Below are 13641 nucleotides of genomic sequence, written 5' to 3'. Positions count from 1 at the left end.
ACTGCGAGGCACCGCTCGCGGCGGTCTCAGTACGTCGGCAGGGTCCTCGGCCCGAGGTCGTCGCGGGCGGGCGGCAGTGCGAGGCGGACGGAGGCGCCGAGCACGCTCAGACCGTGCGTGGCGACCACGACCGGCTCCAGGGTGACCGCGACCACCTCCGGGTGGTCGTCGACGAGCCGCGACACCCTGACCAGCAGCTCCTCCAGGGCGGGGGTGTCGACGGGCGTGGAACCGCGCCAGCCGAACAGGAGCGGTGCCGTGCGGATGGACCGGACGATCGAGGTGGCGTCGCGGTCGGTGACCGGTATCAGCCGGTGCGCCATGTCGCCGAGCAGCTGGGAGGCGGCCCCGGCGAGCCCGAAGGACAGCACGGCGCCGGCCGCCGGGTCGATCACGGCCCGTACGACGGTGTCGACGCCGCGCGGTGCCATGGTCTGCACGACCGGCCTGAGCTCCTCCGGCCTGCCGAACAGCTCGGTCAACTCGGCGTACGCCCGTCGCAGTTGCTCCTCGTCCGCGAGGTCGAGCCGGACGCCGCCGAGGTCGGCGCGGTGGCGCAGGTGCGGGGCGGTGGCCTTGAGGGCGACGGGGTAGCCGAGGGTGCGGGCGGCGTCGACGGCCGCGTCGGGGGTGGGGGCGTGCAGGGCGCGGTGCACCTCGATGCCGTACTTGCCGAGCAGGTCGCAGGTCTCGTCCGTGCCGAGGGTGAGCCCCTGCCCGCGCGCGAGCAGGCCGTCGATCAGCCGGGCGGCGCCCTTCTCGTCGATGTCCTCGTGCTCGGGGACCTTGCCGGGCTCGGCCGCGTCGCGCCGCCACTGGGCGTACTTCACGGCTTCGCCGAGGGCGCGGACCGCACGTTCGGCGGCCGGGTAGGCGGGGATGAGGCGGGGGGTGGTCCCGTCGGTGTCCGTCGGTTCGGGCAGCGGTTCGGCCGGGAAGTCCAGCGGGCGGAAGGGGTGGTCGCGGCCTGCGGTGCGGGGCGCCGTCGTACCGGCCCGGGGCGCGGTGCTCGCCGCTGCGGACAGGGCCTCCGCGAGCCCTCCGAGTTCCACGTGCACCACCAGGACGGGCTTGCCCGGCACCCGCTCGGCCGCCGAGCTCAGGGCCTGCGCCAGCTCGGCGTCCCCGGTCGTCGCGTCGCCGATCGCCGGTATCGCGGTGACGACGACCGCGTCGCAGGTGTCGTCGGCGAGCGCGTGCGAGAGCGCCTCGTGGAAGTCGGCGGCCGACGCCGCGGTCGTCAGGTCCAGCGGCGGCAGCGGCCGCAGGCCCTCGGACAGACAGGCGTCGTACGTCAGCAGGCCCAGCGACTCGGAGTTCCCGAGGATCGCCACCCGCGGTCCGGTCGGCAGGGGCTGGCGCGCGAGCAGCAGTCCCGCGTCCACCAGCTCGGTGATGGTGTCGACGCGGATCACGCCCGCCTGCCGCAGCAGCGCGGAGACGGTGGTGTGCGGGAGCCGGGTGACCCGCACGGTGTGGCCCTGCGGCGCCGCTCCCCCGTGCCGCGCGCCCTGCACCACGACGAGCGGCTTCGCGGCTGCCGTGCGCCGGGCGAGGCGGGTGAACTTGCGCGGGTTGCCGATGGACTCCAGGTACATGAGGACGACGTCGGTGTCCGGGTCGTCGTACCAGTACTGGAGGACGTCGTTGCCGGAGACGTCGGCGCGGTTGCCGGAGGAGACGAAGGTCGAGATGCCGGTGACGCCGGTGACCCCGCCGCCGCGGCGGTGCAGCCGGGACAGCAGGGCGATCCCGATGGCGCCGGACTGCGCGAAGAGGCCGATCCGGCCCGGCCTCGGCATCTCGGGGGCCAGTGAGGCGTTCAGCCGTACGTCGTCGGCGGTGTTGATGATCCCGAAGGCGTTCGGGCCGATGATGCGCATGCCGTACGTACGCGCGTGCCGGACGAGTTCGCGCTGGCGCTCGCGTCCGTCGGGCCCGCTCTCGGCGTATCCGGCGGACAGCACGACCAGGCCCTGCACGCCGTGCTCGCCGCATTCGGTGACCACGTCGGGGACGTATTCGGCCGGCACGGCGACCACCGCGAGGTCGACCTGCTCCTCGATGTCCCGCACGGAGCGGTGCGCGGGCACCCCGTCGAGTTCCTTGAGGTCCTCGGGGAACGCCTTGTTCACGGCGTACAGCCGGCCCGTGAACCCGGCGTCCCTGATGTTGCCGAGGACGCCGCGGCCGACGCCGCCGGGGGTGCGGCCGGTGCCGATGACGGCGACGGAGCCGGGCACCAGCAGCCGCCGTACGGAGTGGGCCTCGGCACGCTGCTCGCGGGCGTACTGCACGGCGAGCGAGCGGTCGGTCGGCTCCAGGTCGAACTCCAGGCGTACGACGCCGTCCTCGAAGCTGCGCTTCTGGGTGTACCCGGCGTCCGTGAACACCTTGATCATCTTGGTGTTGGCGGGCAGCACCTCGGCGGCGAACCGGCGGATGTCGCGTTCGCGGGCGACCGCCGCGATGTGTTCGAGGAGGGCGGAGGCGACGCCGCGTCCCTGGTGGGCGTCCTGGACGAGGAAGGCGACCTCGGCCTCGTCGGCCGGTGCGGACGCGGGCATTCCGTCGGCGCCGATCCGGTCGTAGCGTACGGTGGCGATGAACTCGCCGCCGATCGTGGCCGCGAGTCCCACCCGGTCCACAAAGTCGTGGTGCGTGAAGCGGTGGACGTCCTTCGCGGACAGTCGCGGGTAGGGCGCGAAGAAGCGGTAGTACTTCGACTCGTCCGACACCTGCTCGTAGAAGCTGACCAGGCGCTCGGCGTCATCAACGGTGATGGGGCGGATGCGCGCGGTGCCGCCGTCGCGCAGCACCACGTCGGCTTCCCAGTGGGCGGGGTACTCGTGCCTGTCCGAGGCGCTCTGCATGGGGCCCAGATTACGGCTCGCGTACGACAACGGCGCGAGGCAGTCTGTTCGGGACGTCACATGGGGTCGAGGCCGCGACCCCACGGTCACCACGGGAGGGTGTTTTGTCCCTCCCGGCCTGCTTCACGAGTGTGGGAAACTGGTCTAGACAACCCTGAACACCGAAGGGCAGCATCACATGGCTGAGCGCCGCGTCAACGTCGGCTGGGCCGAGGGCCTCCACGCCCGCCCCGCTTCCATCTTCGTCCGGGCCGCCACGGCCGCAGGTATCCCGGTGACGATCGCCAAGGCTGACGGCAACCCCGTCAACGCGGCCTCCATGCTGGCCGTGCTGGGCCTGGGCGCCCAGGGCGGCGAGGAGATCGTCCTCGCCTCCGACGCCGAGGGTGCGGACGCCGCCCTCGACCGTCTGGCGAAGCTGGTCTCCGAGGGACTCGAGGAGCTGCCCGAGACGGTCTGAATGACCTGAGCGGGTATCCCGATCGAACGGTGAAGCCGCGTCCGCCTTTCCGGCGGGCGCGGCTTCGCTGTTTTCGGGAGGGCGCCGACGGAATTTAACGCACGGCGGTGACACATCCGAAAAAGGGCAGCGGAAATTACCCGCCGCCGAATATCTCTTCTTTGTATACGGCGCCTGTGTTAATGCCGCAGGCTCGGCATGTTTACGGGATGTTGCGAATTCCTCACACGCTCCGCGCGCTCGCCGCCGGTGCCGAACCTCAGACGGTGCGCCGCGAGGGAGCGCTCGGTGTGCACAGCGGTGATCGCGCGGGCGCGTTCGCCGTCGCCGCGCGCCACCGCGTCCACGATCGCGCCGTGCTCGGTCCAGGACTCCACGGGATCGGCGGGCGCCTCCACGGCGTACATCCAGGCGATCTTGTGGCGCAGCTGGGCCAGTATCGAGGTCAGGGCGGGGCTGCCGGTGGACTGGGCGAGCGTCTCGTGGAACCAGCTGCCCAGAGAGCGCAGGTCGTCGCTGTTCCCGCGCTTGGCCCGCTCCTGCCCCAGCCTGACCAGGCCGCGCAGGACCTTCAGATGGGCCTCGGTGCGCCGCTGGGCGGCCCGGGAGGCGCCCAGGGGTTCCAGCAGGCCGCGCATCTCCAGCAGGTCGGCTGCCTCCTGCTCGGTCGGTTCGGCGACGCACGCGCCCGCGTGGCGCCGGGTCACCACGAAGCCCTCCGCCTCCAGGGTGCGCAGGGCCTCGCGCACGGGGACACGGGAGACGCCGTAGCGGCGGGCGAGCAGTTCCTCGGTGAGCCGGCTGCCGCGCTCGTAGACACCGGCGACGATGTCGTCCCGGATCGCCGTGCACACCGAGTGCGCCGGAATACGCATGACCGACCTCCGCCTTAATCCCCGTGAAACGTCGACGAATGACGTGTTCCCGAGGACTCTATTGCAACCGGCCGGAATTTCCGACGGCGAGCCGGAATCCATGGATATTTTTTGGTCAGCGTAACGTCCGGAAACAACGAAAGCCCCGGCTCGGGGAGCCGGGGCTTCGAGGATGCGCGGTGGTGGCGTCAGACGTTCACGCCGTGCCCGCGCAGATAGGCGACGGGGTCGATGTCGGAGCCGTACTCCGGCGTCGTGCGGGCCTCGAAGTGCAGGTGCGGCCCGGTGACGTTGCCGGTGGCGCCGGACAGGCCTATCTGCTGGCCCGGGGTGACGGCCTGGCCGACCGAGACGCCGATGGACGACAGGTGGCCGTACTGCGTGTACGTGCCGTCGTTCATCTTGATCACGATGTTGTTGCCGTACGCCCCGCCCCAGCCGGCCTCGACGACGGTGCCGGAGCCGACCGCGTGGACGGAGGTGCCGCTGGCGGCGTGGAAGTCGACGCCGGTGTGGCTTCCGGAGGACCAGACGGCGCCGCCGGACTTGTAGCCGGTGGAGACGTACGAGCCGGCGATCGGGGAGACGTACGACAGCAGGCGCTTGCGCTCGGCCTCGCGGGCGGCGCGCTCCTTGGCCTCGCGCTCGGCCTTCGCCTTCGCGGCCGCCTTCTCGCGGGCCGCCTCCTGAGCGGCCTTCTTCGCGGCGGCGGCCTCCGCGGCGGCCCGCTCCTGAGCGATGGCCTGGGCGTCGATCTGGTCCGCGATGGAGTTCTCGACGGTGACGACGGGTATGAGACCGGTCTGCTCCGCGGCGGGCTCGGCGGCGAGCGCGGGGGCGGCCAGGGTGCCGACGACTCCGGTGGCGGTGAGCGCGGCGACTCCGGCCGCGCGGGCGGTGGTGCGCTCGAACCGGCCGGGCTTACGGTGCTTCCCGGTGGGGCGGTTCTTCCCCGTGGCGCAGGTGAACGCCATGAAGTGGCTGGTCCTTTCCTTCCCTCTCGCCTACCGGGTTAGCTGACGGGTTCGGAGCAGGAAGGTCTCCTACGGGCCCCCTCGCGACTCGCGCGGGCGTCCGATTCACCCCAGGGACTACGGGTGGGTCCCCGGCTCCCCAGGCTCGCGCCTTACGGGGACTCGGCGATGGCTGTCCGGTGCCGCGGGCGCGGCGCACTGCCTGACGGACAGCCCGGAAGACGCTAAACGCGGCGTCTTTCAATCCCCAAACGGATCGCGGCTTTTGTAGCGCATCCCACAGACCAGACAGGCAACCTCTCCCTCAATTCGGGCATAAGGGGGCCCTGGTGACTCAAGGGTCACCAGGGCCTCTGCACGCGCGTGGCGCCGGACGGCGCGAGCCCGTCCTCTACTCGGCTGCCACGACCGTGACTTCGCCGATGCCGAGGGCCTCCACGGGCTCCCGGATCTCGGCCGCGTCACCGACGAGGATCGTCACCAGACGGTCCACAGGGAAGGCGCTCACGGCCGCCGCGGTGGCCTCGACCGTGCCGGTCGCGGCCAGCTGCTGGTACAGCGTCGCCTGGTAGTCGTCGGGCAGGTGCTGCTCGACCTGGTCGGCCAGCGTGTTCGCCACGGACGCCGCGGTCTCGTACTTCAGCGGCGCCACCCCGACGAGGTTCTGCACGGCGAAGTCCCGCTCGGCGTCGGTGAGCCCCTCGGCCGCGACACCGCGCAGGACCTTCCAGAGGTCGTCCAGGGCCGGACCGGTGTTCGGGGTGTCGACGGAGCCGCTGATGGCGAGCATCGCCGCGCCCGTGCCCTCCGGGGCGGAGCGCAGGACCTGACCGAAGGCCCGCACGCCGTAGGTGTAGCCCTTCTCCTCGCGCAGGACCTTGTCCAGACGGGAGGTGAGGGTGCCGCCGAGGCAATAGGTGCCGAGCACCTGCGCGGGCCACACGCGGTCGTGCCGGTCGGGGCCGATGCGGCCGATCAGCAGCTGCGTCTGGACGGCGCCGGGGCGGTCGACGATGACGACCCGGCCGGTGTCGTCCGCGACGACCGGCGGGACCGCGCGCGTCTCGCCCGGCGAGCCGGTCCAGGCGCCCAGGGTGTCGCCGAGCAGGGCGTCGAGGTCGACGCCGGTGAGGTCGCCGACGACCACGACGGTGGAGGTGGCGGGGCGTACGTGCCGCTCGTAGAAGGCGCGTACGGACGCCGAGTCGATGCCCTCGACGGTTTCCTCGGTGCCCTGGCGCGGGCGGGACATGCGCGAGGTCGCCGGGAACAGCTCCTTGGAGAGCTCCTTGGCGGCCCGGCGCGAGGGGTTGGCCAGCTCGTGCGGGATCTCGTCGAGCCGGTTGCGCACCAGGCGCTCGACCTCGCTGTCCTCGAACGCGGGCGCCCTGAGGGCGTCGGCGAGCAGGCCGAGCGCCTTGGGCAGGCGGGAGACGGGCACTTCCAGGCTCACCCGGACGCCGGGGTGGTCGGCGTAGGCGTCGAGCGTGGCGCCGCAGCGCTCCAGCTCGGCGGCGAACTCCTCGGCGGTGTGCTTGTCGGTGCCCTCGGACAGGGCACGCGCCATGATCGTGGCGATGCCGTCGAGGCCCTTCGGCTCGGCGTCCAGGGGCGTGTCCAGGAGCACCTCGACGGCGACGACCTGCTGGCCGGGGCGGTGGCAGCGCAGGACGGTGAGGCCGTTGTCCAGCTTGCCGCGCTCGGGCGCCGGGAACGCCCAGGGACGGGCCTGGCCCGCCTGGGGCTGCGGGTGGAACTCCATGCTGGCGAGCTCGGTCACTGCGCCGACTCCTCGTTCTCGTCGGTGGCGGGGGCGGCCCCGTCGGTGGCGGCGGCTTCCAGTTCCTCGGCCTCGTCGCCGACCGGCTCGTACACGAGCACCGCGCGGTTGTCGGGGCGCAGCCGGGCCTGGGCGACGGCCTTGACCTCGTCGGCGGTGACGTCGAGGACACGCTGCACGGCGGTGAACGCCAGCTGCGGGTCGCCGAACAGGACGGCGTACCGGCACAGTTCGTCGGCGCGGCCCGCGACGGTGCCGAGCCGGTCCAGCCACTCGCGCTCCAGCTGGGCCTGCGCGCGCTCCATCTCCTCGGCGGTGGGGCCCTCCTGTGCGAAGCGGGCGAGCTCCTCGTCGACGGCCGACTCGATGACGGGCACCTCGACGTCGCCGGAGGTCTTCACGTCCAGCCAGCCCAGCGAGGGCGCGCCGGCCAGGCGCAGCAGGCCGAAGCCGGCCGCGACAGCCGTACGGTCGCGGCGCACGAGGCGGTTGTAGAGGCGGGAGGACTCGCCGCCGCCGAGGACGGTCAGCGCCAGGTCGGCGGCGTCGCACTCGCGCGTGCCGTCGTTCGGGAGGCGGTAGGCGGCCATCAGCGCCCGCGCGGGGACGTTCTCCTCGACGACCTCGCGCAGCTGCTCGCCGATGACCTCGGGCAGCGAGCCGTCGCGCGGGGCGGGCTTGCCGTCGTGGCCCGGGATGGAGCCGAAGTACTTCTCGACCCAGGCGAGCGTCTGCTCCGGGTCGATGTCGCCGACGACGGACAGGACGGCGTTGTTGGGCGCGTAGTAGGTGCGGAAGAACGCGCGGGCGTCCTCCAGGCTGGCCGCGTCCAGGTCGGCCATCGAACCGATCGGAGTGTGGTGGTACGGGTGTCCGTCGGGGTACGACAGCGCGGTCAGCTTCTCGAAGGCCGTGCCGTAGGGGACGTTGTCGTAGCGCTGGCGGCGCTCGTTCTTGACGACGTCGCGCTGGTTCTCGAGGCTGACCTCGTCGAGCGCCGTCAGGAGGCTGCCCATGCGGTCGGCCTCCAGCCACAGCGCGAGCTCCACCTGGTGGGTGGGCATGGTCTCGAAGTAGTTGGTGCGCTCGAAGCTGGTGGTGCCGTTCAGCGAGCCACCGGCGCCCTGGACGAGCTCGAAGTGCCCCGTGCCCTTGACGCTGTTCGAGCCCTGGAACATCAGGTGCTCGAAGAGGTGGGCGAGTCCGGTACGGCCCTTGACCTCGTGGCGGGAGCCGACGTCGTACCAGAGGCAGACCGCGGCGACCGGCGTGAGGTGGTCCTCGGAGAGCACCACGCGCAGGCCGTTGGCCAGGCGGTGCTCCGTCGCGGTGAGGCCGCCGGATTGTGCCTCCGGTGTGGCCGTGTGACCCATGGGCAAGGTGTCCTTCCGGTCGCGTGCACTTCCTTGTGCCGAGCAGTTCGGCATAAGTTCCTGCCACTGTATGCAGCGTGCGAAGGCTCGGCGAAGTTCCCGGTCAGAACGGCTCCCTCGGGACGCGCGTGTGGCGTGTGGGGTGGATGTGCCGTGTGTGTACGGGGGCGATCACTCCGGCGAGTGAACGCTCGTGGGGCGTGGGCTTGCCACCGAGGTCGGAGTGTGGGTGCGGGCCCCCTCGTCCGGGCCTGTCGGCACTCGATGGCGTAGTCGGTCGCCGATGGGGCCCGCCGTCGGCGACACTTCTCACGCGCCGGGCCGGAGCCCAACATCGGGTCCTGGTCGGTGGTTGTCAGTGCCGCGGTCCACAATGGTCCGCGTCAGATCCGTCCACGCTTCAGCAAGGAGCCGGCAGCGATGGCCCGCCGTAGCACGAAGACCCCGCCGCCCGACGACTCGTACGAGGAGAAGATCCTCGACATCGACGTCGTCGACGAGATGCAGGGCTCCTTCCTCGAGTACGCGTACTCGGTCATCTACTCCCGCGCCCTGCCCGACGCCCGCGACGGCCTCAAGCCGGTGCACCGCCGCATCGTCTACCAGATGAACGAGATGGGCCTGCGCCCCGACCGCGGCTATGTGAAGTGCGCCCGCGTCATCGGCGAGGTCATGGGTAAGTTGCACCCGCACGGCGACGCGTCGATCTACGACGCCCTGGTGCGCATGGCGCAGCCGTTCTCCATGCGCGTCCCGCTGGTCGACGGCCACGGCAACTTCGGCTCGCTGGGCAACGACGACCCGCCGGCCGCCATGCGGTACACCGAGTGCCGTCAGGCCCAGGCGACGAGCCTGATGACCGAGTCGATCGACGAGGACACGGTCGACTTCACCCCGAACTACGACGGCCAGGAGCGGGAGCCGGTGGCGCTGCCCGCCGCCTTCCCGAACCTCCTGGTCAACGGCGCGTCCGGCATCGCCGTCGGCATGGCCACGAACATGCCGCCGCACAACCTCGGCGAGGTCATCGCGGCCGCCCGCCATCTGATCCGCCACCCGAACGCGGATCTGGAAACCCTGATGAGGCACGTCCCGGGCCCCGACCTGCCCACCGGCGGCCGCATCGTCGGCCTGGCCGGCATCCGGGACGCCTACGAGACGGGCCGCGGCACCTTCAAGATCCGCGCCACGGTCGAGATCGAGACGGTGACCGCCCGCCGCAAGGGCCTCGTCGTCACCGAGCTGCCCTTCACGGTCGGCCCGGAGAAGGTCATCGCCAAGATCAAGGACCTGGTCGGCTCCAAGAAGATCCAGGGCATCGCCGACGTCAAGGACCTCACCGACCGCGAGCACGGCCTGCGCCTGGTCATCGAGATCAAGAACGGCTTCGTGCCGGAGGCGGTCCTGGAGCAGCTGTACAAGCTGACGCCGATGGAGGAGTCCTTCGGCATCAACAACGTCGCGCTGGTCGACGGCCAGCCCCTCACCCTTGGCCTCAAGGAGCTCCTGGAGGTCTACCTCGACCACCGCTTCGAGGTCGTCCGGCGCCGCAGCGAGTTCCGCCGCAGCAAGCGCCGCGACCGGCTGCACCTGGTCGAGGGCCTGCTCACGGCGCTCGTCGACATCGACGAGGTCATCCGGTTGATCCGTTCCAGCGAGAACAGCGCACAGGCGAAGGAACGCCTGATGGAGCGCTTCTCCCTGTCCGAGATCCAGACCCAGTACATCCTCGACACGCCGCTGCGCCGCCTCACCAAGTACGACCGCATCGAGCTGGAGTCGGAGAAGGAGCGGCTCAACGCGGAGATCGCCGAGCTGACCCGGATCCTGGACTCGGACGCGGAGCTGCGCAAGCTGGTCTCCGCCGAACTGGCCACGGTGGCCAAGAAGTTCGGCACCGAGCGGCGTACGGTCCTGCTGGAGTCGGCGGGCACCCCGGTCTCCGCCGTGCCGCTCCAGGTGGCCGACGACCCGTGCCGGGTGCTGCTGTCCTCGACGGGGCTGCTGGCCCGCACGGCGAACGGCGACCCGTTCGCGGAGGACGGCGACGCGAGGCGCTCCAAGCACGACGTGATCGTCTCGGCGGTGCCGGCCACGGCCCGCGGCGAGGTGGGCGCGGTGACGTCCACGGGCCGGCTGCTGCGGATCAACGTCATCGACCTGCCGCAGCTGCCGGAGACGACGTCGAGGCCGAACCTCGCGGGCGGCGTGCCGCTGGCGGAGTTCGTGTCGCTGGAGGACGGCGAGACGCTGGTCTGCCTGATCACGCTCGACGAGTCGTCGCCCGGGCTGGCGCTCGGCACCGCGCAGGGCGTCGTGAAGCGTGTGGTGCCCGACTACCCCTCGAACAAGGAGGAGTTGGAGGTCATCACGCTGAAGGAGGGCGACCGGATCGTCGGCGGGGTCGAGCTGCGCACCGGTGAGGAGGACCTGGTCTTCATCACGGACGACGCCCAGCTGCTGCGCTACCAGGCCGCGCAGGTCCGCCCGCAGGGCCGCGCCGCAGGCGGCATGGCGGGCATCAAGCTCACCGAGGGCGCGAAGGTCATCTCCTTCACCGCGGTGGACCCGGCTGTCGACGCGGTGGTGTTCACGGTCGCGGGCTCGCGCGGCACGCTGGACGACTCCGTCCAGACGACCGCCAAGCTGACGCCGTTCGACCAGTTCCCGCGCAAGGGCCGCGCCACCGGCGGTGTGCGCTGCCAGCGGTTCCTGAAGGGCGAGGACTGCCTGTCCCTGGCCTGGGCGGGCGCCACTCCGGCACGGGCCGCGCAGAAGAACGGCACACCGGCCGAGCTGCCGGAGATGGATCCGCGCCGCGACGGCTCGGGTGTGTCCCTGGCGAAGACGGTGTCGGTGGTGGCGGGACCGGTCTAGGCGGGCGGGTCGTCCGGGCCCTGCTCGTCCGGCTCTTGCCTGTCCGGCTCGTGCCTGTCCGGGTCTTGCCTGTCCGGCTCTTGCTCGTAAGGGTCTTGCACATAGCGCAGAACGCCCCACATGCCGTGCTCGTCGGCCGCGTGTGGGGCGTCGCTCTTGCACCCCTCCAGGTCCTTGGCCAGGGCATCGGAGTCGATGCCGGATCCGATGAGGACGAGCTGAGTGAGGCGAGTGTCGGCGTCGACGTCGGCCCACCGTTCCGGGTAGAAGCGCAGGAACGGCCCGACGGCGTGCACGGCATAGCGGTTCGCGGCGTCGTGCGGCCCGAAGTCGACGTACCCCTTGATCCGGTACAGCCCCTCGGACCTGCTGTCCAGGAACCCCATCAGCCGCCGCGGATCGAGGGGCTGTTCGGAGACGAAGGACAGGCTGTCGTAGGCGGTGTGCAGGTGAGCGTGGTGACCGTCGTGGTCATCCCCGTCGCCGTCACCGGTGTGCTCGTGCAGGTCGTCGAAGGACAGCTGCCCGATGCGCTCCTCGCTGGGCCGGCAGTCGAAAAGGAACTCGGGGTCGATACGGCCGTAGGTGGCGGGGACGACGGCGGCCCGGTCGGCCAGCTCACGGACCAGCCGGAGGACGCGCCCGCCGTCCGCCGCCCGGTCGAGCTTGTTGACCACGACGAGGTCGGCGAGGGCGAGATGCCGGTCGATCTCGGGGTGCTTGGCGCGCGTGCCGTCGAACTCGGCGGCGTCGACGACCTCGACGAGCCCTCCGTACACGATGCCGGGATGTTCACTGGCGAGCAGCATGCGCACGAGTTCCTGGGGCTCGGCGAGCCCGCTGGCCTCGATGACGATGACGTCGATGCCGGTGGACGGCCTGGCGAGCCGCTCCAGATAGACGTCCAGCTCGCTCGCGTCGACCGCGCAGCACAGACAGCCGTTGCCGAGCGAGACCGTGGAGTCGCCGAGCGCGCCGGCGACCGCCATGGCGTCGATCTCGATGGCGCCGAAGTCGTTGACGATGGCCCCGACGCGGGTGCCTCCGCTGCGATGGAGGAGATGGTTGAGCAGAGTCGTCTTGCCGGAACCGAGGAATCCGGCGAGAACGACGACCGGAATCTGCTGCGGGCCGGGGCTCTGCTGACTCAACGTGCGACCTTTCTCACGCCGACGGGTGCACCGGCTCGCGGCTCGGCGCACATACGGGGATCTGAATGCCGACCCAGGATACGAGCCGGAAGAATCCCCGCGAAGTGAACGATTGTTAGCTGCACTTGCCGGGCAGACGTTGGGCATGGCGCCGGAGTGTGCGACCCTCGCATCCCCCTGTGCGCCTCCTCTCCGCCTCCCCGCCGATCAGAGCCGCTCGGCACTCTGGGAGACGGCAAGCGCCGCCCACCGCTCGCCGGTCCCCTCCCGTCGACCCGCACCCCGACGACCGGCGGACGGCCGCCTGATCGGGGGTAATTGACATGGCCACACAGAAACGTTTCGCACGGAGGCTGGGTTCCGCCGCACTCACCCTCTTGGCAGCCACCGCCACGGTTGCGCTGACAGCGCGTCAATGGCGATCCGAGAAGACCCGCCTGCACGAGCGACAGCTCGAGCTCGAGGAACTCGCGATCCGGCGAACAGCTCTGGCCCATCAACAGCGTATGCACTGGGAGTTGCTGGCGAGGGCCATCGACGACCCCTCCCTCGCGGCGGTGATCGACACCTACGACCAGAACATCCCGGCGGAGAGTCGCCGTCAGTTCCTTTACGCCAACGCCTGGTACGTCCACCTCTACCACCTCTACCAGGCAGAACTCCTGGACCGAGAGGAGCTGTACACACGCCTGCGGGAGTTCTTCCAGAGCGCCGTCTTCCGCGAGTACTGGGAGGCGTCGCGCCATATGCGAGCCAGCCTCGACGAGTCGTCCGTGGAAGCCCAGCTGGGCAAGATGGTCGACGGCCTCGTCCGCGACCTGGACGAATCCGATACGGACGAGTGGTGGGTCGTCGGCACCCCTCCCGCAGATTGACCGAGGGCCCGCGACACCGGGGCAGTCAACAGCAAGGCGAGTAGGGCGCGACCGGGTGACTTTTTGGCATCCAGCCTCAGGGGACTCACAAACCCCAGTACCGTGCTTCCCACCACTATGCCCAGCCCCTTGTTCCTAAGGACCGGTACCTTTGAAGATCGTGCGCCGCATCGGTGTGCCTCCAAGCGCCCGAGGCAGTAGTTCAGGAGCGACCTGCCCGGACGTGTTCGAACTCAGCGACGGGAACTTCGCCGTCATCGGCACCGAGGCCACCGAGACGCTTGAGCCGGAACTGCCCGCCGATGCCGCCCGCGCCGACTACGAGCGCATTGTCATCGTCAGCCGGGAGACTCTCATCCGCGCCAAGGCAGACATCCCCGACGCCTGACAGCCCCGCACGAGC

Annotated in this window: 10 protein-coding genes and 1 riboswitch; of the genes, 4 read left to right on the top strand and 6 right to left on the bottom strand. The window is 70.9% G+C overall.

The annotated features are described in order from the left end of the window. Nucleotides 1–26: 26 nt before the first annotated feature. Complete coding sequence (locus tag PGH47_RS31715; RefSeq protein ID WP_271666214.1) at nt 27–2873, bottom strand: bifunctional acetate--CoA ligase family protein/GNAT family N-acetyltransferase; 2847 nt, start codon at nt 2871–2873, stop codon at nt 27–29. 178 nt (nt 2874–3051) lie between these two features. Here PGH47_RS31715 and PGH47_RS31710 point away from each other — a divergent pair, with 178 nt between their 5' ends. Then, nucleotides 3052–3333: an HPr family phosphocarrier protein gene (locus tag PGH47_RS31710; RefSeq protein WP_016432192.1), complete on the top strand. Its 282-nt coding sequence runs from the start codon at nt 3052–3054 to the stop codon at nt 3331–3333. A gap of 179 nt (nt 3334–3512) precedes the next feature. On the opposite strand, the gene PGH47_RS31705 is transcribed toward PGH47_RS31710, so the two are convergent. From PGH47_RS31705 to PGH47_RS31690, 4 genes are all read right to left on the bottom strand, one after another. After that, on the bottom strand, nt 3513–4208 hold the full coding sequence (locus PGH47_RS31705; RefSeq protein WP_271666213.1) for a GntR family transcriptional regulator: 696 nt from the start codon (nt 4206–4208) through the stop codon (nt 3513–3515). Nucleotides 4209–4396: 188 nt separating this feature from the next. After that, entirely contained in the window at nt 4397–5182 is a 786-nt protein-coding gene (locus PGH47_RS31700; protein WP_271666212.1) for a M23 family metallopeptidase, read from the bottom strand. Nucleotides 5183–5194: 12 nt separating this feature from the next. Then, a riboswitch (cyclic di-AMP (ydaO/yuaA leader) is annotated at nt 5195–5360 on the bottom strand. A gap of 213 nt (nt 5361–5573) precedes the next feature. Continuing rightward, complete coding sequence (locus tag PGH47_RS31695; RefSeq protein WP_271666211.1) at nt 5574–6962, bottom strand: M16 family metallopeptidase; 1389 nt, start codon at nt 6960–6962, stop codon at nt 5574–5576. Then, nucleotides 6959–8335, bottom strand: coding sequence for a M16 family metallopeptidase (locus PGH47_RS31690; protein WP_271666210.1), 1377 nt, complete (start codon nt 8333–8335; stop codon nt 6959–6961). The genes PGH47_RS31695 and PGH47_RS31690 overlap by 4 nt, the downstream gene beginning before the upstream one ends. A gap of 420 nt (nt 8336–8755) precedes the next feature. Between PGH47_RS31690 and PGH47_RS31685 the strand changes: the two genes are divergently transcribed. After that, nucleotides 8756–11212: a DNA gyrase/topoisomerase IV subunit A gene (locus PGH47_RS31685; RefSeq protein WP_271666209.1), complete on the top strand. Its 2457-nt coding sequence runs from the start codon at nt 8756–8758 to the stop codon at nt 11210–11212. Here PGH47_RS31685 and PGH47_RS31680 read toward each other — a convergent pair. Then, the gene (locus PGH47_RS31680; protein ID WP_271666208.1) at nt 11209–12363 is read right to left on the bottom strand and encodes a CobW family GTP-binding protein; all 1155 of its coding nucleotides are present in this window, start codon (nt 12361–12363) and stop codon (nt 11209–11211) included. The two genes, PGH47_RS31685 and PGH47_RS31680, sit on opposite strands and share 4 nt — an antisense overlap. 323 nt (nt 12364–12686) lie before the next feature. On the opposite strand from PGH47_RS31680, the gene PGH47_RS31675 reads away from it, so the two are divergent. Together PGH47_RS31675 and PGH47_RS31670 are read left to right on the top strand one after the other, a co-directional pair. After that, nucleotides 12687–13238: a DUF6082 family protein gene (locus tag PGH47_RS31675; protein WP_271666207.1), complete on the top strand. Its 552-nt coding sequence runs from the start codon at nt 12687–12689 to the stop codon at nt 13236–13238. A 151-nt stretch (nt 13239–13389) separates the two neighbouring features. Beyond that, a complete protein-coding gene (locus PGH47_RS31670) occupies nt 13390–13626 on the top strand; it encodes a hypothetical protein (protein WP_271666206.1) in 237 nt (78 codons plus the stop codon). Nucleotides 13627–13641: the final 15 nt, after the last annotated feature.

Source organism: Streptomyces sp. HUAS 31 (genome assembly GCF_028198125.1).
GTDB lineage: Bacteria > Actinomycetota > Actinomycetes > Streptomycetales > Streptomycetaceae > Streptomyces > Streptomyces chartreusis.
The sequence above is the reverse complement of the archived record's forward strand: the minus strand, read 5'-3'. Positions and strand labels throughout refer to the sequence as shown.

Excerpts from the sequence above, each read along its gene's own strand:
- PGH47_RS31710 (WP_016432192.1), top strand. The coding sequence starts at position 3,052 with ATGGCTGAGCGCCGCGTCAACGTCGGCTGGGCCGAGGGCCTCCACGCC.
- PGH47_RS31700 (WP_271666212.1), bottom strand. The coding sequence starts at position 5,182 with ATGGCGTTCACCTGCGCCACGGGGAAGAACCGCCCCACCGGGAAGCAC.
- PGH47_RS31715 (WP_271666214.1), bottom strand. The coding sequence starts at position 2,873 with ATGCAGAGCGCCTCGGACAGGCACGAGTACCCCGCCCACTGGGAAGCC.
- PGH47_RS31705 (WP_271666213.1), bottom strand. The coding sequence starts at position 4,208 with ATGCGTATTCCGGCGCACTCGGTGTGCACGGCGATCCGGGACGACATC.
- PGH47_RS31685 (WP_271666209.1), top strand. The coding sequence starts at position 8,756 with ATGGCCCGCCGTAGCACGAAGACCCCGCCGCCCGACGACTCGTACGAG.
- PGH47_RS31675 (WP_271666207.1), top strand. The coding sequence starts at position 12,687 with ATGGCCACACAGAAACGTTTCGCACGGAGGCTGGGTTCCGCCGCACTC.
- PGH47_RS31690 (WP_271666210.1), bottom strand. The coding sequence starts at position 8,335 with ATGGGTCACACGGCCACACCGGAGGCACAATCCGGCGGCCTCACCGCG.